Origin of the sequence: Variovorax sp. HJSM1_2 (assembly GCF_049316285.1) — a bacterium.
Taxonomy (GTDB): Bacteria; Pseudomonadota; Gammaproteobacteria; order Burkholderiales; family Burkholderiaceae_C; genus Rhodoferax_B.
In genome coordinates, this window is the sequence record NZ_JBMOXA010000023.1 from 56,294 (window position 1) to 76,895 (window position 20,602).

The following is a 20,602-nucleotide window of genomic DNA, read 5'->3' on the forward strand; positions in this document are numbered from 1 at the left end:
GCTGCATGACGAACTTTTGGCCCAAACCATGTTGAGCTTCATTGTTAAACGCCTGCTGTGGATGCTGCCCTTTTTGCTGGCGATCAGCTTTTTGTCCTTTGTGCTGATCCAGCTGCCGCCCGGAGACTTCGTCACCACCTACATCGCCACGCTGGCCGCCTCCAACGAGGTGGTGGACCAGGGCACTGCGGCCAGCCTGCGCGAGCGTTTCGGCCTGGACCAGCCCATGATCGTGCAGTACTGGCGCTGGATCTCGAATATCGTTCTGCACGGTGACTTCGGCCTGTCGTTTGAATGGCAGCAACCCGTGGCCGACCTGATCTGGGAGCGCATGAGCCTCACGCTGGTCCTGACCTTCTCTGCCTTGCTGCTGACCTGGGGCATAGCGCTGCCCATCGGTGTGTATTCCGCTGTCAAAAAGTACTCGATCGGCGACTACCTGGTGACTTTTATGTCCTTTGTGGGCCTGGCCATCCCCAGCTTTCTTCTGGCGCTGGTGTTGATGTATGTCGCGGCCGTGAAGCTGGGGCGTGACGTCGGTGGACTGTTTTCCGAGCAATACCTCACGGCGCCGTGGAGCATAGCCAAGACCCTGGATCTGCTGGAGCATCTGTGGATTCCGGTGGTGATCCTCGCCATCTCGGGCACGGCCAGCCTGATCCGCGTGATGCGCGCCAACATGCTCGACGAGTTGCACAAGCCCTATGTGACCACCGCACGCGCCAAAGGCCTGTCGGAGTTCACGCTGATCATGAAGTACCCCGTGCGTATGGCGATGAACCCGTTTATTTCGACCATCGCCTGGTTGCTGCCCAATCTGGTGTCGGGCTCCATCATCGTCGCCATTGTGATGAGTCTGCCGACAGCCGGCCCCTTGCTGCTGCAGTCGCTGCTGAGCCAGGACATGTACCTGGCGGGTGCCTTCATTTTGCTGATCTGCCTGCTGACGGTTGTGGGTTCACTGGTCAGCGACATCCTGCTGGCCATGGTGGATCCGCGAATCCGGCTCGAATAAACACTCAACGGACGCCAATTTCCATATGAGCGGCACCATCGTTTCTCCTCCCGCGATCTCCGAGCCTACGCCAGACGAATCAGCCGCCCGCGCCTCAGCGCGCATGGCGGTCGCCTCGCAGTGGCAATTGGTCTGGTGGGCGTTCAAGCGGCACCGTCTGGCCATGGTCGGGCTGGTGATCACGGTCGTCTTGTATGTCATTGCCGTGGTGCCGGGCTTTTTTGCCATCAACGACCCCGCAAAACAAAACGCAAGAGCGGCCTTCCATCCGCCGCAGGCGCTGCATTTCATTGACAGACAGGCGGATGGTGGCTGGGCCCTGCGACCCTATATTTATCCCTACGTACTCAAACGAGACCCGCAGACGCTGGCCGCCGTCTACGAGCAAGACCTGACCCGCAAGGTCTATCTGAAGATGTTCGCATCGGGCTACGAGTATTCGGTGCTGGGCTTGTTCAATTCCAGCACCCACCTGTTTGCCTCGGAGGATGCGCGAGCGCCGGTATTCTTCTTCGGTGCCGACCGTCTGGGGCGTTGCGTGTTCAGCCGCATCATGGTGGGTGCGCAAATCTCGCTCTCCGTGGGGCTGGTGGGCGTGATTCTGTCGCTGGTGATAGGCATTGTGTTGGGCGGAATATCTGGCTATTACGGTGGACGTATCGACTTCGCAATCCAACGGGTGATCGAGCTTGTGCTTTCGCTGCCCGCCATCCCGATCTGGCTTGCGGCTTCGGCCGCGGTGCCGCAGAACTGGCCAGCCGTGCTCAATTACTTCATGATCACATTGATTCTGTCGTTGACCGGCTGGGCCCAACTGGCGCGTGTGGTGCGCGGCCGCTTTCTCAGCCTGCGCACCGAAGAGTTTGTGATGGCGGCGCGGCTGGATGGCGCCTCTGAGGGGCGCATCATCTTCCGCCACATGTTGCCCAGCTTCGCAAGCCACATCATCGCGTCGATCTCACTGGCCATTCCCGCGATGATCCTGGCCGAGACCTCGCTGAGTTTTCTGGGCCTGGGGCTGCAGCCGCCCACCATCTCCTGGGGCGTGTTGTTGCGCGAGGCGCAGAACATCCGCTCGATCGCCACCGCGCCCTGGCTCTTCATTCCCGGTGCCTTTGTGGTGCTGGCGGTCATCGCCATGAACTTCCTGGGCGACGGCCTGCGCGACGCCTCCGATCCGTACAACAAATGAAAAGCAGCATGAACGCATCCACCGCCGAGGGCACCCCGCTGCTGCAGGTGCGCGGCCTGCAGACCCACTTCCCGCTGCGCAACAGCATTTTGAAAGCCGTAGACGGCGTGTCCTTCGACGTGTTGCGCGGCCGCACCTTGTGTGTGGTGGGCGAGAGTGGCAGCGGCAAGAGCGTGACGGCGCGCTCCATCCTGCAAATCGTCGACGAGCCCGGGCGCATCGTGGCTGGTTCCATGCTTTTGCACAGGCCCGATGGCAGCAGCCTGGACCTGGCCCAACTGAACCACCGTGGCAAGGAGATTAGGGCCATCCGCGGTGCCGAGATCGCGATGATCTTCCAGGAACCCATGTCCTCGCTGTCGCCGGTGCACACGGTGGGCAACCAGATCATGGAGGTGTTGCGCCTGCATCTGAAGATGTCCAAGGACGAGGCGCGTGCACGCTGCGTCGAGCTGCTGGGTCAGGTGGAGATTCCCAATCCTTCCAGGGCCATAGACCGCTACACCTTCGAGTTCTCGGGCGGCATGCGCCAGCGCGTGATGATTGCCATGGCGCTGGCCTGCAAGCCCGCACTGCTGATCGCCGACGAACCCACCACCGCGCTGGACGTGACCACGCAGGCCGAGATCCTGGACCTGATCAAGCAGTTGCAGCAGAGCCAGGGCATGGCCGTGATGTTCATCACGCACGACATGGGCGTGGTGGCCGAGATCGCCGACCAGGTGATCGTGATGCACCATGGCCGCATCAAGGAGGCGGGCCCGGTCGAGACCATCTTCCACGCACCCCAGGACCCCTACACGCAGATGTTGATAGGCTCGGTGACTAAGCTGGGGCGCACTGCCGACATTCGGCTGCAACGCCCCGGCATCCCCGAGACCACGCAACCCATCATCGAAGTACGCGATCTGTGCCTGAGCTTCCGCTCCGGCAAGACCGAGATCAAGGCCGTAGATCAGGTGTCGCTGAAGGTGATGCCGGGCGAGTCTTTGGGCATTGTGGGCGAGTCCGGCTCTGGCAAGACCACCATGGGCCGCTGCCTTCTGCGGGTCTACGATCCGCAGTCCGGTGCCATCGACTACCGGCGTGCAGATGGCTCGGTGGTGGATTTGTTGAAGACCGACAAACACACGCTCAAGGACTGCCGGCGCGAAATCCGCATGATCTTCCAGGATCCCATCAGCTCGCTGAACCCACGCATGACCGTGGCGCAGATCGTGGCCGAGCCCTTACTCGTCAACAACCTTGCCAGGGGCAAGGAACTTGATGAACGTGTGGCTGAGCTGCTGCAGAACGTGGGGCTGGATCCCGCTTGGCGCGAGCGTTATCCGCATGCTTTCTCGGGCGGCCAGCGCCAGCGCATTGGCATCGCACGTGCGTTGGCGTTGAACCCGCGTGTCATCGTGGCCGATGAGGCCACCTCGGCGCTGGACGTGTCCTTGCGCTCGCAGATGCTGGACCTTTTGCTGAACCTGCAAGACAAGCTGGGCTTGTCCTTCATCTTCATCAGCCACGACATCGCCGTGATCCGTTACTTCTGCGACCGTGTGGCCGTGATGTACCGCGGAAAAGTGGTGGAGACGGGTGAGACCAACCAGGTCTGCGATGCACCTACACATCCCTACACACAGGCGCTGTTGTCGGCTGTGCCCAAGCCCGATCCGCGTGTGCGTGGCTTGCACACCCGTTTCCGCTACACCGAGAAAACGTAAGCGAGGGCTGCGCATGAAGATCACCGACATCAAAACTTTTCTGATGCATGCGGGTGCGCCGGAGCCCAAGGCCTGGGCTTCCGATAACGTCTTCGGCGTCAACAGTTATTCACCGGGGATCACTGGCACACGCAACTGGCTGTTCGTGAAGGTCTACACCGACCAAGGTATTGTGGGCATTGGTGAATGCTCCGGCTGGCCGCGCGTGGTCGAGACCGCGGTGCAGGATTTAAAACGCATCCTGATCGGCGAAGACCCAACACATATAGAACGTTTGTGGCAGCGCATGCAGTCGGCCATCATGGTGCACGGCATGACGGGCACCGTGGGGGGCGGCGCCATGACCGGTATAGACATGGCGCTGTGGGACATCAAGGGCAAGGCACTGGGTGTGCCGGTGTGGAATCTCCTGGGTGGCAAGCTGCGCGACAAGATCCGCATCTACGCCCATGCCAACACACCAGAGGTGGCCTTGAGCCTGAAGGCGCGCGGCATCACGGCCATCAAGTGCGGCGGTGTGTCCGATCCGGTACGCATGGTCGCGCAACTGCGCGAGGCCATAGGCGAAGAGATGGACCTGATGATTGACCTGCATGGCGTGCCGTGGATGACGCCTGGTGATGCGGTGCAAGTCGCCCGCGCTTTGGAGCCTTACCACCTACTTTTCATCGAGGACCCGATCGCGCCCGACAACCTGGACGACTACAAGCGCATCCGCGATGCGGCCCATGTGCCACTGGCTGCGGGCGAGCGTATGAGCACGATCTTCGGCGAGCGCGAACTCATCACCTCAGGCCTGGTCGACGTGATACAGCCGGATACGGGCAGGGCCGGGGGCATCACACAGATGAAGAAGATCGCCGCCATGGCCGAGGCGCACCACATCATGATGGCACCGCACTCGGGCTCGCTCGGTCCTGTGGCCGAATACGCCGCGCTGCACGTGCTGGCGGCCATACCAAACGCGCTGTTCCTGGAGCGCATCGAGGACGACTGGGCGGGGCGTGCCCACACAGTGATTCCGCACCCTATATCCGAGAACGGTTACTTGAAGGTGCCCGATGTTCCGGGCCTGGGTGTGGATATCGACGAGGCCTTTGTGGCTCAATATCCCAGCCAGGCGAATATCTCGGTGCAAGCTACGGCGGCCTCTGGCTCCTACGCCGAGGGTACACACGACGAGCATCTTTTTGTGCAGACCCGCCTGCAGCGGGCACGCTACTTTTCAGCTCGGCAGTGAGCGGCTACACCATGCCCCTGGCAACGCCCACTCCCCTCAGCACGACCGCCTTGGATGTGCTCAAAACCAGCTCTACCGCCACCTTGACCACGCTACTGTTCAAGCGCGGTCTGCGTAATGCCTTTATGCAGGGTGTGCGTGTGCTTGGCGCGGGGGCCGGCCAGATGGTGGGCCCGGCCTACACGTTGCGCTACATTCCGGCCCGCGAAGACCTGGACCACATCGCTGTGTTCCAGAACCATGAGCACCCGCAGCGCAAGGCCGTGGAAGAGATTCCACCCGGCCATGTGCTGGTGATGGATTGCCGCGGGGATGCCTCGGCGGCATCGGCCGGCTCCATACTCGTGACCCGCATGATGCTGCGCGGTGTGGCAGGCGTGGTCAGTGACGGCGGTTTGCGCGACAGCCACGAGATCGCCAAGTTGGCTATTCCCAGTTATTGCGGCGGGCCTTCCGCACCGACCAATCTGATCAAGCACCATGCGGTGGACATCAATGTGCCCGTGGGTTGTGGTGGTGTGGCTGTGTTTCCGGGCGACATCGTGGTGGGCGACCCCGACGGTGTGGTGGTGATCCCCGCGGAGATCGCAGAAACCGTGGCCGGGGAGGCCTTGGAACAGACGCTGTTTGAAGATTTTGTGATGCAGCAGGTATTGGCCGGCCGTCGCATCTTTGGCCTGTATCCGCCCACCGACCCCGCCACGCTGGACCAATTCAAAACCTGGCGAACCCAGTTGGGCACCGGCCAAGAAAGAGAGAAACCATGAAAATCGACCGTCTTCGCGTCTTCATGTCGCGTGACAAGGATAGACCCCGCGTCATTGTCGCCATGGATACGGACCAAGGTATCACTGGCTGGGGCGAGTGTTACAACCACGGTCCCGACCTGGCGTTGTTTCCGCTGCTGGAGTACCTGCTGAGCTTTCTGCAAGGCAAAGACCCGAGGCGCGTGTCTTTCCACATCCACCACCTGCTGCAACAGACGCGCTTTCCCCCGGGCGCGCTGGGCCTGGCCGCGATCTCCGCACTGGACCACTGCATGTGGGACATTTCGGCGAAGGCGCTGGGTGTGCCGGTCTACATGTTATTGGGCGGCAACGTACGCGACCGCGTGAAGGTTTATGCCGGCCTCTACACCGCACCTGAACCGGCGGCCGCGCGCGACCAGATGGACGCCTTGAATGCCGAGTGGGGCCTGTCGGCCTTCAAGCTCAGCCCCTACCGGGTCGACATGCACCGCCACCGCTGGGGTGAGGTTGTGCGCCAGGCGGGTGACTATTTCGGGAAGTTGCGCGAGACCGTGCGCAGCGACTACGAGATGGCCTTCGACGCACACGCCAAAATCTTCGAACCCGCACAGGCCATGCAATTGGGTAACGCGCTGGCGCCTTATGACCCGCTGTTTTTCGAGGAACCCATACGTCCCGAAAACTTCGAGGCCTGGGGTGAACTCAAGCGTGGCTTGCAATGCACGCTGGCGACGGGTGAGTCGCTCTACAGCCGCTTTGAATTCCTACGCCTCTTGCAGGTGCGTGGCTGCGACATCGTCCAGCCCGATATCTGCGTGGTCGGCGGCCTCACCGAGATGGTCAAAATCGCGGCCCTTGCCGAGGCGCACTACGTGACGATTGCGCCGCACAATCCCATGGGGCCGCTGGCCACGGCGATCAATGTGCACTTCAGCGCCGCGACGACGAATTTCCGCATTCTTGAGTACCGCCTGCCGCATGGGCCTGGATATGTCTTCGGCACCGGCAACCAAGAGGTGGCATCGACGAGCCAGTACGAGGGTGCACACTATGTGCTGGACCCTTACCTGCCTCGCGAGGGTTATCTGGATTTGCGCCCCGATCGTCCCGGCTGGGGGGTGGAGATGGACGAGAAGTTATTGGGCACAGAGCAATACATCCACTGGGAGCGCAAGGTGCCGCTCAAGCCCGACGGATCTACCGGTTACGCCTAATAGACCGTGAACAGGCTCCAGGCACTTGAACCCCAGGCAAGCGGTTTAGCCAGTTAGCGTAAAACGCATGCCGCCGGTCAGACTCTCACCGGGCTGCAGCCAGTGAGTGCCAGTGCGGGCCACACCCCGTGCAGCCAGATTGAACCCATCCGCCACATGGCTCACCGGCTCCAGGCACAGGTAGGCGGGGTTTTCGGGTCTATGCACCACCAGGTGGCCAAACACCGGGTCGGCTTGAATGTTCAGCCGCGCATCCTGCGGCAGATCCACCGAGGCTGAGCCATTCCACCCGCCGACATAGTCGGTCAGGGGGCCGTCGGGCAGGCAACGCGCAGGTACGTAAGATTCGTCGCTGCGCTGCTCCCGCTCGGTGCCGGGCAGGTATTCGGCCGTTGCAGGCCATACGCTGCTGGCCGCATAACTCAACTTCGCTGCTGGGTCGTGCAGAAAATAAGGGTGCAGACCAAAGCCCGCAGGCATGGTGCGCCGGTCTACATTGCGCAGGGTCAGCTGTACATGAAGTGACGAAGCAGTCAACTCGAAGCGCATACGCGCCGTGTAATGCCAGGGCCAGGCAGGGCTTGCTGGACTGTCCAGTACCAGCGTGGCGCTGGCGGCATCGGTCTGCTCAGCGCGCCAAGCCTGTGCGTGGGCATTGCCATGCAAAGTATGGGGCAAGGCATTGGGATGCGGTTGCAGTGCCACGGCATCACCGTTGACCTGCAGCACAGCATTGGCGATGCGGTTCGAGTAGGGCATCAGCGGATAGATGCCGCCTTTGGCCCAGACGATGGGGTCGAAAAAATCTTCCGGATAGGGATACAGGACATCGGCAGCCTGGCCATTCGGCTTGATCAGGCTTAATGCCGAAACACGTCCCCCCGCATGGGCAAGCAGCCTCGCGCAAGCACCGTCTGCCTTGAGTTCAATTACCGATGATTCCATTGCTAAAGCCATATTGTGTCCAGTGAGGTCATGTATGCCCGGTTTGCTGCGAACCGAATGCTAGCCATCATGGCGGTCACCTGGTAACGCGGCAAACCCGCATGAATGCCCGACCCGCTGCGCGTCTGAGATAAAGGGGCGGACCTCGCGGGCTCGCCGAGCTTGTGCCAGCAGCGCATCGTGCAGTCGACGCCAACAGGCCAGGCCGCCCGAGACTGGAGCCCTGGTTGGTGGGCCTCTGTTGGTATAGACTCAAATGCCCATGCACATCAGTGGAGCAGGCATGCCGGACCTCGATACCCTCGCCAGTCCTACTTCCAAAGCTCTGTCGATGCTGCGAAAACTCAATCCAGTCCCCTGGCTGCGATACATGGGTTTGTGGGAACTGGCGGTGATGCTCTTTTCGCTGCTGCTTCTCGCCATGTTGTGGGGTTATTCCGCCGAACGCGCCGAGCAGGAGTTGCGGCAGCAAACCGATGCCGCAGTGCAGAAGGCCCACTCGCTCACCCGTTTGTTCGAGGCGCAGACTTCCAAAACACTCAAGAACCTGGATCTGGCCCTGGAGTTTGTGGCGCGAGACTATCTGGCGGGCGGGCGCCAGCTCCAGCTGGCGCAACTGCTCGCCAGCAAGCTGCTCGATAAAAACACCTCCCGCGAACTGGCTGTCATCAACGAGCGAGGTCAGTTGGCACTGACGGTCAGTGAAATGCCCAACCCCGACCTGAGCGATCGTGAGTATTTCAGGATCCTCCGGGATTCGCCTGCACGGCGTCTCTACATCGGCCAGCCGGTTCGCAGCCGGAGCACGTCGAAATGGCTGATCCCGGTTGCCCACCGCATGACCGGGCCCGGAGGCGAGTTCAAGGGCATCGTGGTCTGCGGTATAGACCCGGCTTACTTCGTTGACGACTTCAACCGATCAGATCTGAACGAGAGCGGAGTCGTCACGCTGCTCGGCGGCGACGGTATCACCCGGGCGTTGCGCAGGGGCGATGTGGACCGGTTTGGCGAAGATACCCGCAGCAACCGGTTGCTGGAAAAGGCCCAACAGGCGCCGGCCGGGGACTACGTGGGGGCAAGCGTTTTTGATGAGATCCCGCGCTTTCAGAGCTACCAGACCTTGATCGATTACGACCTGATCGCCAGTGTGGGCCTGTCGGTCGATGAGTCGCTGGCCGCAGTGCGCGAAAGGGTCAGGCGTTACCGGCAAATCGAATTGCTGGCCTCGGGCCTGATCCTGATGTTTGGCGCGACGGTCATCGTCGGGTCGGTGCTGCGCCGCCGCGCACAAGAGCGCGCTCACGTGCAGGAGCGGCAGCGGCAGGCCATTCTCGACAATATTTCGGAAATTGCGTGGTTCAAGGACGCGAAGTCGCGGTTTCTCGCCGTCAACCTCGCCTTTACCCAGATGGCAGGTCGCAAGCTGGAAGACATCGTCGGTAAAACCGATTTCGAACTCTGGCCGGCGCCGCTGGCGCAGGCTTACTTCGCCAACGACCAGCAGGTCATGCGTGATGGCGTTCGTTTGGAAGTGGAGGAAGATCTTGCCTTTTTCGACGGCAGCATCCGCACGTTCGAGAGTACCAAGAGCCGGGTCACCGACGGAGATGGCAGACTGGTCGGCACCGTAGGCATCGCACGCGACATCACCCGCCGAAAGCAGGAAGATGCGGTGCGCCGGCTGAGTGCCAAAGCCTTTGAAAGTGTCGCCGAGGGCATCATGGTGACGGACGAAAACCGGTGCATTGTTTCCGTCAACCAGGCTTTCTGCAGGATCTCCGGTTACCAGCCCGATGAGGTGTTGGGAAAACATCCCAGGCTTCTGCAGTCGGGACGCCACGACAAGGCGTTTTATCAGGGGATGTGGGAAGAGATCAACAGCAAGGGATTCTGGCAAGGCGAGATCTGGGATAGGCGCAAGAACGGGGAGATTTTTCCTGAGCTGCTGAGCATCAGCGCGGTCAAGGACGATGCGGGCAAGACCATTCACTATGTTGGCATCTGCTCGGACATCACTTCGCTCAAGGGCTACGAGGAGCGCTTGCGCTACCAGGCAGAACACGACGCTCTGACGGGATTGCCCAACCGCTTTCAGTTTCAGGAGCGGTTTAGCGCGATGCTGGAAAGATCGGATCGACAGGGCACACAGGTGGCGGTGATGATGCTGGACCTCGACCGCTTCAAACATGTCAATGACTCGCTCGGGCATGCGGCAGGGGATCAACTTCTACAGCAGGTGGCCGGGCGGCTGAAGCTCTGCCTGCGTCAGGTGGATATCGTCGGCCGCTTTGGCGGCGACGAGTTCTGCGTGCTGCTGGGGGACGTGAGCCATCCCAAGAGCGTGGCGACCATCGCGAACAAGATACTCGATGCATTTGGCCCGCCGTTCTCGGTTGCAGGCCATGAACTGTTTATTTCCTGCAGCATTGGAGCGAGCTGTTATCCAGCCGACGCTGCGGATACCGAGGGCCTGCTGAAGAACGCTGACGCCGCGATGTACCAGGCCAAGTCAGCAGGGCGAAATAACTTTCAGTTCTTCTCGGCCGAGATCAATGCGCGCGCCATGGAGACCCTGCTGATGAGCAGCAGCCTTCGCCTGGCACTCGAGAGGAATGAACTGCTGCTCCACTACCAGCCGCGTATCGATTTGCGCACCGGAAGAATCAGTGGGGCAGAAGCGCTGGTGCGCTGGCAGCATCCCGAGCTTGGTTTGTTGCCACCGAACCGGTTTATCTCGATTGCAGAGGAAACCGGACTGATAGACGCATTGAGCGACTGGGTGTTGAAGCAGGCCTGCAGGCAGATGCGCACATGGCTGGACGCCGGGCTCAAACTGCAGCGGGTTGCCGTGAACCTCGCGGCGCGACAGTTCTCGCAGACCGACTGCGCGGCGCGTATTGGCGCGGTTCTCAGTGAATGCGGGCTGGACGCGCGCTATCTCGAATTGGAGATGACGGAGTCCATGGTGATGCAGCAGCCCGAGCGGGTGGTGCAGGTGCTCACGGAACTCAAACGCATGGGTATCGCGCTGGCCATAGACGACTTCGGAACCGGCTACTCGTCGCTGAGCTATCTGAAACGTTTCCCTCTGGACTACCTGAAGATAGACAGGTCCTTCGTCAAGGACATCCCGGAAAACAGCGACGACGTGGCCATCACCCTGGCCATCATTGCGATGGCCAAGAGCCTGGGCCTGCAGATCATCGCCGAGGGCGTGGAAACACCGGCTCAGCGCGACTTCCTATACCGCCATGCTTGCGAAAACGGGCAGGGCTATCTGTTTAGCCGACCGGTGGTTGCGGATCAACTCGCGATTTTGTTGCAAAACGAGCATAACTCTGCCAGCTCCTGAAGGCCGGCCTGGCCTGTGCAGCGCAGGCCACCCTTTCTGCACCTGAGAGAACGATTTTTGCAAGCACAGCGCCGGCGTTGGGTTCTCAAACGGCCTCCACTGCTTGTGCAGCCGTTGATGCGTGAGGGGTGCCTGAAGCAGCATTTCTAAAGGGTGAAGGACATTTGTACACTTGAGCTTGCCGCTCAACAGGCTTTGCCGTACGTTTGTTCTCGCGGCTGTGATGCCGCCGTCGGCTGAACCCAGCCGCGAAGCTCGGTCTCGCATCACCCTCTAACCCTCGCTAATGGCCGTCGACCAGGCTTGACCATGCCCAAGACTTCACCCGTTCTCACGCTGTCCATCGCCCAAAACCGTTCCGCTACCCTCAAGGGCCTCGTGGCAGTCCTGCTGTGGAGCACCACGGTGGGCCTGATTCGCAGCATCTCAGAGCTGCTGGGGCCCATAGGCGGTGCGGCGATGATCTTCAGTGTGGGAGGCATCCTGGCGGCGCTGGCACTTGGGGTGCCGCGGCCCGCCAGCTTCAACCGCATCTACCTGTTCGTGGGTGGAGCCTTGTTCATCACCTACGAGATTTTCCTGGCGCTGTCCTTGGGCCTGGCGACCAATCGCACGCAGGTTCTGGAGCTTGGCATGCTGAACTACATGTGGCCGTGCCTGACGATTGTGCTGGCCGTCATGCTGAAGCAGCAAAAAGCCAACTGGGCGATGTTCCCGGGGGCGCTCCTGAGTTTCCTGGGCTTGGTCTGGGTCATGAAAGGGGATGGCGATTGGTCGCCAGCCGCTCTGCTGGCCAACCTGCAAAACAATCCCCTGGCATATGGCCTGGCCGCTACCGCAGCCATTTTGTGGGCGGCGTATTCGGTGCTGACGAAGAGGTTCGGCGAAGGCAAAAGCGGCGTGCCGCTGTTCCTGCTGGGGACCGCATTGATTCTTTGGCTGCTCTATGCCATCAGCCCCGAGCCCGCGCTGCGCTTCACTTTCAGCGGCGTGGCCCAGGTGGTGGTGATGGGCGCATTTATGGCCACCGCCTATTCCGCGTGGAACTACGGCATACAGAAAGGCAACCTCACGCTGTTGGCCGTCGCCTCCTACTTCACCCCCGTGTTATCCATTTTGCTCGCCAGCGTTTGGCTGAGTACAGCGCCGTCTGCCTCTTTCTGGCAAGGTGTGGCCATGGTGTCGATTGGCTCGGTGGTTTGTTGGTGGTCTACGCGAGCACACTCACGGCATGCATAAAGGACAAAGCCCAGGCTTTTTAGCCGCAGCCTGCCAGTCTAGGCATAGGCGCGGCTAGGGGCGAGGCAGGCTTCAGTTGCGTTTTACTTGAGCCATTTATCGGCGGCCTGCTTGACGCCACCGCGGCTGTCCAACAGGCTCCAGACGAAGGACATCACGCGGGAATAGTCGGCATCGTCCTTGGGGAGCATAAAGCCCAAGGTGTTGGGTGGCGTCAGCGGCTGTTGGATGAACGCCGCGTACAAGCGTGGATCGGCCTTGGCGTAGTACAGTGCTTCGTAGGTTTCGGTGATCATCACATCACCCTTGCCTTCGGCGATCAGCGCCGGAATCTCGGCGTTTTTGTCGTGTGTGCTGACTTGCGCCGCCTTGAGGTTTTCCAGCACAAAGGTTTCGTTGGTGCCACCAGGATTCTTGATGACACGCACAGTGGCTTGGTTCAGGTCGGCGAGCGCGCGGAACTTGTCTTTGTCTGCCGCGCGCACCAGCGCCACCTTGCCGAACGACGCGTAGCCCGGCAGCATTTCAATCTGCCGGATACGCGTGACGTTGCGGGTGATGCCACCGACCGCCACGTCGAACTTGTCTGATTGGATGTCCTTCATCAGATTGGGCCAGGTGGTGGGCACGTATTCGATCTTCACACCCAGTTCCTTGGCCATGGCTTCGATCAAATCGATGTCATGGCCCGCGTAACCCGTATCCGTCTTGATGGCGAAGGGGCGGTAGTCTCCGGGTGTGCCGACCCGCAGCAGCTTGCTGTCCATGATCTTGTCTAGCCTGGGCCCGGCATGGACCTGCGAGGCCAAGCTGGTACAGGCCAAAACAGCGACGGCGATCAGAGACAAATGGGTTTTGCGCAGCATGGAAAAAATGTCCTTGAAGAGTGGGTAAACGTGTCTGCGATGCGCCGTGATGATCAACGCAGGCCCGGCAGACACTGCTGCGATTTAGCAAGGGATGTGCCATTGGCGCAATGCGCGTTTGCCTCTAGGGCTTGATGGCCAAGCGTTCTCGCACCAACGTTTGTTGTACGCCGTGCGGGCGCTCATGGCCTCAGGTCAACAACTGGTAGAGCCAGGTTTCCGACAGGGTTTCGGTGCCGTTGCGCAGAAACAGTCGCAGATCCACGGGGCCGCTGCCTTCCGGTGTGTAGTCGAACTGTGCGCGCCAATGGCCTGGCACGTTGTTTGGCACGGCTTCGGTGAACACATACGAGAACTGGCCGCGCGGCGCGCTGAGCACGGCCTCCGGCTTCACGCCGAAGGGCAGGTTGGCCAGCGGTCCGCCCAGGAACTCGACCATGAGCTTGCGCACGCCTGGTGGCCGTGGCTGGCCTGGAACGCCGCCACGGCCTATGCGCGTGGCCACACAACGCGCCAGTGGCGTGGGGAAGGGCTCGTCCGCGACCCAGTGCAGGCGGTAGCGCAGCGAGTAGCTGCTGCCGGCTGTGGCGGGCGCCTTGGGCACCCAGAAGGCACCGATGTTGTCGTGGATCTCGTCGTCGGTCGGGATCTCGACCAGCTCGACGGCACCGTCGCCGAAGTCAGAAAGCGGCTCCACCCACAGGCTGGGGCGCTTGTCGTAGTTCACCCCGTCCAAGTAGTGGTCGAAGTTGCGGTCGCGTTGCATCAGGCCAAAACCCTTGGGCGACTTGTCGCCAAAGGCCGAGATGCCGGTGGCATTGGGGTTGTTCAGTGGGCGCCAGATGCGCTCGCCGCTGCCGGTCCACAGCGCCAGGCCATCGGAGTCGTGTACCTCGGGGCGCCAGTCTATGCCGGTGGGCTTGAGCTTGTCGGAATACCAGTACATCGAGGTCAGAGGCACCAGGCCCAGGCGTGCCACGTCCTGGCGCAGGAACAGCCGGCATTCGATGTCCATGATCACGGCCTGGTCGCGGCGCATCGCAAAGCGGTAGGCGCCGGCAATGCTTGGGCCCTCGAGTAGCGCGTAAACCACCACGGTGTTGCTGCCTTCGGCGGGCGGTTCAAACCAGACCTGGGTGAACGCCGGAAACTCTTCGTTCTTGCCGTTGACGGCCACGTCCAGCGCCACGCCGCGTGCCGACAGGCCGTATTGGTAGAGCCCGCCGATGGCGCGGAAGTACGAGGCACCCAGAAAGGCCACCCAGTCGTTGTTTTGCCACGGCAGCTTGGCTTGATCGCCCAGGCGGCTTTCCTGAAAACGGAAACCTGCAAAGCCGGCGCCGTCGGGCAAAGCCTTGGCCGGGCTGTCGGCCGGCATCTCAAAGTAGCTTGGGTCGTAGAGGATCTCGCGCCCTTGCGCGCCGCTGCCAGCCTGGTCCAGCAGATGCATGTGCACCGGGGTCTGGAAGTAGCGGCCCATGTGGAAAAAGGTCAGCGGGAAAGCGCCTGGGCCGTCTTTGAACAGCGCGAAATCGGCCTTGTACTTGAGCTTGCCGTGTGCGTCGTAATCTATGCGTTCAAGCACTTCGCGCGGCAGTGGCGGCGGTGGCGCATAAGGTTTGGCGGCCAGGGCGCGCGCCTGTTCTATGAGTGCGTCAAAGGCGAACGGCTTGGCCGGACCGAATTTGAGCCCGGCTTGCGCCATGGCCTTGGGGGACAGGCCTAGCGCGGCCAGGGCGGCTGCGGTCGTGCCAGCGGTGAGTAGGGTTCTGCGGTGCAACATGTTCATGATTTAACCAGAATCATGAACATGATTTTTGTCATCAAAAGCGCCATGAAGACATCGGCGGTCTTCGTGGCGACATTGTTTCAAAGTGTGCAAGACCTCCAGCTGGCTCAGCCTGGCGCGAGGGGCGGCACGCTCAAATCAGTTTCAGCTCGCGCGCGCGCTCGCTCAGTTCCGCTCTGAATTTGGGATGCGCGATGGCGATCAGGGCTTGGGCGCGTTGCGCTGCGGACTTGCCGCGCAACTGGGCCACGCCGTGTTCCGTGACCACGTAGTTGATGTCGTTCTTGCTGGTGCTGACATGGGTGCCGGGCGACAAGGATGGCACGATGCGCGAGATGGTGTCGCCCTTGGCGGTGGACGGCAGCACAATGAAGGCCTTGCCGCCGCGCGACCGGTTGGCCGAGCGCACGAAATCCGACTGCCCACCCGTGCCGGAGTAGGGTGCATGCCCCAGGCTTTCGGAACCACACTGGCCCAGCAGATCGATTTGCATGGTTGCGTTGATGGCGATGAGATTGTCGTTGAGGCTGGCCAGTGCCGGGTCATTGGTGTAGTTGACCGGGTGCATTTCGAGTGCCGGGTTGCGATCCATGTAACGGTAGAGGCGGGATGAACCCAAGGCAAACGTGGCGATGGTTTTACCCCGCAGGTAGCTTTTGCGCCGGTTGGTGACTACCCCGGCTTCGATGAGCGAAAGAATGCCGTCGCCAAGCATCTCGGTGTGTATGCCCAAGTCGTTTTTATCGGTGAGCTGCATCACCACCGCATCGGGGATACCGCCATAACCGATCTGCAAGGTAGCGCCGTCCTCGATGAAGGCAGCAACATGTTTGCCTATGGCCTGTTGCACCGGGCCGATTTGTGGCAAACCGACTTCGAGCACCGGCTCGCTGCTTTCGACCAGGGCCGTCACCTGCGAGATGTGTATGTGGCAGTTGCCATTGGCAAACGGCACGTTGGGGTTCACTTCGAGCACCACGGCGCGTGCCTTGGCGATGGCTGCCATGGTGTAGTCCGCGCCCAAGCTCAGCGAGAAATAGCCATGGGCATCCATGGGTGAGGCCATGCTGAACACCACATCGGCCTTGATCTGTTCGCGCTCGATCTGCTCCGGAATCTCTGAAAAGTAGTTGGGTATGAAGTCGATCCAACCCTGCTGCCCACCGGCACGTGTGGCGCCACCATAAAAAAACGCAACGTGGCGCACGTGCTCTACGGTTTCGGGGTCGAGGTAGCCATATTTGCGCATGGCAAGGATTTGCGCGACCTTGACGTCCCGGAAAGCAAGCCTTTTCTCCGACAGCGCGGTGAGCAGGCTGGGCGGCTCGCCTACGCCGGTCGGCACGATGATCATGTCGCCGTTGTGCACCTGTTGCACGGCGTCAGTCGCGCTGGTGCATATGCGCTTGTACTGGTCCTGAATCGTCATGGTTTTATCGTCTCCTTCGTTTTATCTTCATTTTCAAGAGCCGTTACGCGACAGTCAATCAAGGCGGCGCTTATCAGGCGACACCATATCGCGCCTTGCGTACCGGCCATGGCTCAAATTATGTGTACCATGTTGTTCGATGCAACTGCATGCAATTTGGCAAAACAGCCAGATAGTTCATGCCTCTTTTTTGATCGGTCTTCTATGAAATTCAGCGACTTGCGCCTCTCCTACAAGCTTTGGAGCGTGATTCTTGGACTGCTGATTGCCATGCTGGCGGTTTCCCTCTGGGCGCAGTTCAGCGCCAACCGCGCAGTCGACGCCGCCATGGCTTCAGTCAACGCCTTCGAGCAAAAAATCACCACCGCAGTGCGTTGGCGCGGGGCCACTGAAACTGCCGTCACCATGGTGCTTGGCGGTGCGGTGACCACCGATCCGGTGCTCGCCCAGTCCTACGATGCGCAGGTCAAGGACATCATTGGCCGCATCAACGTGATCCAGAGTGAGGTGGTGAAATCGGCGGTTTCGAGTGAAGACAAGCAGGCGCTGGAAAACGTCGCCAGCGCGCGCTCCATCGTGCTTGGCCTGACGGCGAAAACCAAGGATGTGAAGGCCGCCGGTGACGCCGCCGCCATGCAAAGCTTTGTGGACGGCACCTACAAGCCCGCCATCGCCAAGTACATCGCTGCGCTGGACAATTTCGTGACGGTGCAGGAGCGCCAGCGTGATGCGGCCAAGGCCGAGGCCGATGCGTCGCGCCATCAAACGGCCACCGTGGCCATGGTCAGTGTGGCGGTGGTTTTTGCATTGGGTGTGTTGTTGACGCTGGTGCTGGTGCGTTCCATCACCCGTCCGCTGGGCGAGGCGGTGGGCCTGGCCCAGGCCATCACCAGCGGCGACCTGACGCAGCAACTTCAATCGGAGCGTAAAGACGAGTTCGGACAGCTGCTGCGGGCCATGTCGGAGATGGTGGCGAAGTTGCGGCAACTGGTCGCCGAGGTGCGCAGTGGGGTTGAGTCGGTATCGACGGCATCGGTGGAGATCGCCAACGGCAACCAGGACTTGTCTTCGCGCACCGAGCAGACGGCGGCCAATCTGCAAGAAACCGCTGCCAGCATGGAGCAGTTGACCAGTACGGTGACGCAATCGGCCGACACCGCACGCCAGGCCACTCAACTGGCGGTCACGGCTGCGCAGACGGCTACACGCGGCGGCGAAGTGGTAGGCCAGGTGGTGCACAGCATGCAGAACATCAGCGAAGCCTCACGCAAGATCGGCGACATCATTGGCACGATCGATGGTATTGCGTTCCAGACCAACATCCTGGCCTTGAATGCGGCCGTGGAAGCGGCGCGTGCGGGCGAACAAGGGCGCGGCTTCGCCGTGGTGGCCTCCGAAGTGCGCAGCCTGGCGCAACGTTCGGCCCAGGCGGCCAAGGAAATCAAGGACTTGATCAGCGCCTCCGGTCAAACCGTGGAAGCCGGCACACAACAGGTGGCTCAGGCCGGCGAAACCATGGGCGAGATCGTCAGCAGTGTGCGCCGCGTCAGCGACCTGATTGGTGAGATCAGCGCTTCGTCCACCGAACAGCGCGACGGCATAGGCCAGGTCAACCTGGCGGTGACCAACCTGGACCAGATGACGCAGCAGAACGCCGCCTTGGTGGAGCAGTCGGCGGCGGCGGCGGCCGGGCTGCGCGACCAGGCGCAGCGCTTGTCGGAAGTGGTGGCGGTGTTCAACGTGGGCGCGGGCGCCGGCCTGGCGCCACGAGCGGCGGCACATGCGCCGGTCGCCGCAGCCGTGCGGACACCCGCAGCACGCCCGGTGCCGGTGAAGCATCACGCCCCCGCAACGCCGCGGCCTGCGGCGCTCAAGCCCAAGGCCGTTGCCAGTGCGCCGCGCAAGCTCGGGCTGGCCACTCCGGCAGCGCCAGCGGCCAAGCCGGCCGCTGCCAGTGGTGGCGAAGGTGACTGGGAAAACTTCTGATGTGATGATGGCGGCTGCGTTAGCCGCCATGCAAGGACCCGGTTTTCAGCGCGGCACGGTTGAGTTGCCCACCCGCCCCGCAGTGTGGCGTGCGTCGCCCAGCAGCTCGGACATGGTGCGGCGCAGCCACACGTTGCCCGGATCGGAATGAAAACGTTCATGCCAGTGCTGCTTCACGTTGTAGTGCGGCAGTGCATGCGGCACCGCCAACAGCCGGATCTGCTCGCGTAAGGCCACCACCTGGCCGAACAGCAGTGGCACCGTGGCAATGAGTTCGGTTTCGGCCACGATGCGTGCGACACCCAGGAAGCTGGGCACACGCAGCACCACCTGGCGCGGCACGCCGGCGCGCTCCAGAACCTTGTCGACGATGGCGTGGCCCGTGCCCGATGAACTGACCAGCACGTGGCCTTCCCGGCTGTAAGCGGTCTTGCTCAGCCGGCTTGCAATGCGTGGGTGATTGGCGGCCACCAGACAGACAAAATTCTGCTCGAACAATACTTGCTGGTAGAAGCCGGCATCCAGCTGCGGCATGAAGCCGACGGCCAGGTCTACATCGCCGTCCTGCAGACGCCGCACGCTGTCGGTGGAGATTTTCTCGATCTCCACCTGCACACCTGGCGCCACCTTGCGCAAGTGGTTCAACAGGGTGGGCAGCAGCACGATCTCGCTGATGTCGGTCATGCCTATGCGGAAACTGCGCTGCGCCTGCGCCGGGTCAAAACCACCGCGACTGGCGTGCGCCTGCTCCAGATGGCCCAGCACCGCACGCAGCGACGGCTGCATGGCCTGCGCATACGGCGTGGGCAACATGCCACGGGCCGTGCGGCTGAAGAGTTTGTCGCCGAAGTGCGCGCGCAGCTTGATGAGTGCCGTGCTGGCCGCGGCCTGGGGAATGCCCAGTCTATCGGCGGCCTTGGACACGCTGGCGGTCTTGAACACCTCGTCAAACACTTTGATCCACTCGAGGTCTAACTTGGCCATTGGTCCATTTCCTTTTGTGTGCGCTTCATTATTGAAAAACGCGATATTGATTATCTTCTGACACGCTTGCCAGCATAAAGCTTGCGCGCCAAAAATAGCAGCAATGCACGCCTAAAGCGCGATGCATCAGCCCCAGAAGCCGCCACCAGGAGACATCACCCATGCCCATTCCCGCCCCCTCGGCCGACCTCGTCGACCGCCTTGTCTACGCCAACCGCATCCTCTACGACCAGAACATCGTTGACGGCCTGGGCCACGTCAGCGTGCGCCACAACAGTCTGCCGGGTGCTTTCCTGCTGTCCTGCAACCGCGCACCGGGCATGGTGCGCCGCCGCGATATCACCACTTATGACTTCGATGGCAACACCTTGTCGGAGCAGTCCGAGCGGCCCTACCTGGAGCGCTTCATCCACGGTGAAATCTACCGCGCCCGCCCCGATGTGATGGCCGTGGTGCACAGCCATTCACAAAGCGTGATCCCGTTTGCGATCACGAAGAATGCACTCCGGCCGGTGTTCCACATGTCGGGTTTTTTGGGAGAGGGCTCGGCGCATTTCGAGATCCGCGAAGCCGGCGGCAATACCGACATGCTGATCAGCAGTTCCTATCTGGGCACGGCGCTGGCCAGGTCGCTAGGCAAACACAACTGCGTGCTCATGCGCGGGCACGGTTCCACGGTGGTGGGCGCTTCACTCGAGCAGGCGATCTACCGCGCGATCTACGCAGAGGTCAACGCCCGGCTGCAACTCGCGGCGAATGGCCTGGGCGAAATCACTTTCCTGAACCAGGAAGAGGCGCAGCTGTCGTCGGACATGAACGACGGGCAGATCCCACGGTCCTGGAACTTGTGGATCAAGCGCCTGGGGCAGATTGATCTGGACCAGTGATCC

At 61.4% G+C, this 20,602-nt stretch carries 15 protein-coding genes; 10 read left to right on the forward strand and 5 right to left on the reverse strand.

Annotated elements, in window-relative coordinates:
- Positions 1 to 28: 28 nt before the first annotated feature.
- From ACFQ95_RS20400 to ACFQ95_RS20425, 6 genes are read left to right on the forward strand one after another with little or no spacing between them, the layout of a single operon-like run.
- Positions 29 to 1,015, forward strand: coding sequence for an ABC transporter permease (locus tag ACFQ95_RS20400; protein ID WP_422833939.1), 987 nt, complete (start codon positions 29 to 31; stop codon positions 1,013 to 1,015).
- A gap of 25 nt (positions 1,016 to 1,040) precedes the next feature.
- Positions 1,041 to 2,207 (forward strand): ABC transporter permease, encoded by a 1,167-nt coding sequence (locus ACFQ95_RS20405; RefSeq protein ID WP_422833941.1) that lies wholly within the window; start codon positions 1,041 to 1,043, stop codon positions 2,205 to 2,207.
- 8 nt (positions 2,208 to 2,215) lie between these two features.
- Positions 2,216 to 3,919 carry an ABC transporter ATP-binding protein gene (locus ACFQ95_RS20410; RefSeq protein WP_422833943.1) on the forward strand — a complete coding sequence of 568 codons (1,704 nt, stop codon included), beginning with the start codon at positions 2,216 to 2,218 and terminating at the stop codon, positions 3,917 to 3,919.
- Positions 3,920 to 3,932: 13 nt separating this feature from the next.
- A complete protein-coding gene (locus tag ACFQ95_RS20415) occupies positions 3,933 to 5,159 on the forward strand; it encodes a mandelate racemase/muconate lactonizing enzyme family protein (protein ID WP_422833945.1) in 1,227 nt (408 codons plus the stop codon).
- Between the two features lie 11 nt (positions 5,160 to 5,170).
- On the forward strand, positions 5,171 to 5,926 hold the full coding sequence (locus tag ACFQ95_RS20420; RefSeq protein ID WP_422833947.1) for a ribonuclease activity regulator RraA: 756 nt from the start codon (positions 5,171 to 5,173) through the stop codon (positions 5,924 to 5,926).
- The gene (locus ACFQ95_RS20425; protein WP_422833949.1) at positions 5,923 to 7,122 is read left to right on the forward strand and encodes a mandelate racemase/muconate lactonizing enzyme family protein; all 1,200 of its coding nucleotides are present in this window, start codon (positions 5,923 to 5,925) and stop codon (positions 7,120 to 7,122) included. The genes ACFQ95_RS20420 and ACFQ95_RS20425 overlap by 4 nt, the downstream gene beginning before the upstream one ends.
- Positions 7,123 to 7,167: 45 nt before the next feature.
- On the opposite strand, the gene ACFQ95_RS20430 is transcribed toward ACFQ95_RS20425, so the two are convergent.
- On the reverse strand, positions 7,168 to 8,079 hold the full coding sequence (locus ACFQ95_RS20430) for an aldose 1-epimerase (protein WP_422833950.1): 912 nt from the start codon (positions 8,077 to 8,079) through the stop codon (positions 7,168 to 7,170).
- Between the two features lie 271 nt (positions 8,080 to 8,350).
- Here ACFQ95_RS20430 and ACFQ95_RS20435 point away from each other — a divergent pair, with 271 nt between their 5' ends.
- Both ACFQ95_RS20435 and yddG read left to right on the forward strand, forming a co-directional pair.
- Complete coding sequence (locus ACFQ95_RS20435) at positions 8,351 to 11,419, forward strand: bifunctional diguanylate cyclase/phosphodiesterase (protein WP_422833952.1); 3,069 nt, start codon at positions 8,351 to 8,353, stop codon at positions 11,417 to 11,419.
- A 309-nt stretch (positions 11,420 to 11,728) separates the two neighbouring features.
- A complete protein-coding gene (gene yddG / locus ACFQ95_RS20440; RefSeq protein WP_422833955.1) occupies positions 11,729 to 12,658 on the forward strand; it encodes an aromatic amino acid DMT transporter YddG in 930 nt (309 codons plus the stop codon).
- Positions 12,659 to 12,741: 83 nt separating this feature from the next.
- Here yddG and ACFQ95_RS20445 read toward each other — a convergent pair whose 3' ends face one another.
- From ACFQ95_RS20445 to ACFQ95_RS20455, 3 genes are all read right to left on the reverse strand, one after another.
- Positions 12,742 to 13,524, reverse strand: coding sequence for a transporter substrate-binding domain-containing protein (locus ACFQ95_RS20445; protein ID WP_422833957.1), 783 nt, complete (start codon positions 13,522 to 13,524; stop codon positions 12,742 to 12,744).
- Between the two features lie 190 nt (positions 13,525 to 13,714).
- On the reverse strand, positions 13,715 to 15,307 hold the full coding sequence (locus ACFQ95_RS20450; RefSeq protein ID WP_422833959.1) for a glucan biosynthesis protein: 1,593 nt from the start codon (positions 15,305 to 15,307) through the stop codon (positions 13,715 to 13,717).
- A 139-nt stretch (positions 15,308 to 15,446) separates the two neighbouring features.
- On the reverse strand, positions 15,447 to 16,742 hold the full coding sequence (locus tag ACFQ95_RS20455; RefSeq protein ID WP_422833960.1) for an acetyl-CoA hydrolase/transferase family protein: 1,296 nt from the start codon (positions 16,740 to 16,742) through the stop codon (positions 15,447 to 15,449).
- 204 nt (positions 16,743 to 16,946) lie between these two features.
- Here ACFQ95_RS20455 and ACFQ95_RS20460 point away from each other — a divergent pair, with 204 nt between their 5' ends.
- On the forward strand, positions 16,947 to 18,728 hold the full coding sequence (locus tag ACFQ95_RS20460) for a methyl-accepting chemotaxis protein (RefSeq protein ID WP_422833962.1): 1,782 nt from the start codon (positions 16,947 to 16,949) through the stop codon (positions 18,726 to 18,728).
- Between the two features lie 45 nt (positions 18,729 to 18,773).
- Here the strand turns inward: ACFQ95_RS20460 and ACFQ95_RS20465 are convergent, their stop codons facing one another.
- On the reverse strand, positions 18,774 to 19,712 hold the full coding sequence (locus tag ACFQ95_RS20465; RefSeq protein WP_422833964.1) for a LysR family transcriptional regulator: 939 nt from the start codon (positions 19,710 to 19,712) through the stop codon (positions 18,774 to 18,776).
- Between the two features lie 161 nt (positions 19,713 to 19,873).
- Here ACFQ95_RS20465 and ACFQ95_RS20470 point away from each other — a divergent pair, with 161 nt between their 5' ends.
- Positions 19,874 to 20,599, forward strand: a complete 726-nt coding sequence (locus ACFQ95_RS20470) for a class II aldolase/adducin family protein (RefSeq protein WP_422833966.1) — start codon at positions 19,874 to 19,876, stop codon at positions 20,597 to 20,599.
- Positions 20,600 to 20,602 lie beyond the last annotated feature (3 nt).

Excerpts from the sequence above, each read along its gene's own strand:
- ACFQ95_RS20400 (WP_422833939.1), top strand. The coding sequence starts at position 29 with ATGTTGAGCTTCATTGTTAAACGCCTGCTGTGGATGCTGCCCTTTTTG.
- ACFQ95_RS20405 (WP_422833941.1), top strand. The coding sequence starts at position 1,041 with ATGAGCGGCACCATCGTTTCTCCTCCCGCGATCTCCGAGCCTACGCCA.
- ACFQ95_RS20410 (WP_422833943.1), top strand. The coding sequence starts at position 2,216 with ATGAACGCATCCACCGCCGAGGGCACCCCGCTGCTGCAGGTGCGCGGC.
- ACFQ95_RS20415 (WP_422833945.1), top strand. The coding sequence starts at position 3,933 with ATGAAGATCACCGACATCAAAACTTTTCTGATGCATGCGGGTGCGCCG.
- ACFQ95_RS20420 (WP_422833947.1), top strand. The coding sequence starts at position 5,171 with ATGCCCCTGGCAACGCCCACTCCCCTCAGCACGACCGCCTTGGATGTG.
- ACFQ95_RS20425 (WP_422833949.1), top strand. The coding sequence starts at position 5,923 with ATGAAAATCGACCGTCTTCGCGTCTTCATGTCGCGTGACAAGGATAGA.
- ACFQ95_RS20430 (WP_422833950.1), bottom strand. The coding sequence starts at position 8,079 with ATGGCTTTAGCAATGGAATCATCGGTAATTGAACTCAAGGCAGACGGT.
- ACFQ95_RS20435 (WP_422833952.1), top strand. The coding sequence starts at position 8,351 with ATGCCGGACCTCGATACCCTCGCCAGTCCTACTTCCAAAGCTCTGTCG.
- yddG (WP_422833955.1), top strand. The coding sequence starts at position 11,729 with ATGCCCAAGACTTCACCCGTTCTCACGCTGTCCATCGCCCAAAACCGT.
- ACFQ95_RS20445 (WP_422833957.1), bottom strand. The coding sequence starts at position 13,524 with ATGCTGCGCAAAACCCATTTGTCTCTGATCGCCGTCGCTGTTTTGGCC.
- ACFQ95_RS20450 (WP_422833959.1), bottom strand. The coding sequence starts at position 15,307 with ATGTTGCACCGCAGAACCCTACTCACCGCTGGCACGACCGCAGCCGCC.
- ACFQ95_RS20455 (WP_422833960.1), bottom strand. The coding sequence starts at position 16,742 with ATGACGATTCAGGACCAGTACAAGCGCATATGCACCAGCGCGACTGAC.
- ACFQ95_RS20460 (WP_422833962.1), top strand. The coding sequence starts at position 16,947 with ATGAAATTCAGCGACTTGCGCCTCTCCTACAAGCTTTGGAGCGTGATT.
- ACFQ95_RS20465 (WP_422833964.1), bottom strand. The coding sequence starts at position 19,712 with ATGGCCAAGTTAGACCTCGAGTGGATCAAAGTGTTTGACGAGGTGTTC.
- ACFQ95_RS20470 (WP_422833966.1), top strand. The coding sequence starts at position 19,874 with ATGCCCATTCCCGCCCCCTCGGCCGACCTCGTCGACCGCCTTGTCTAC.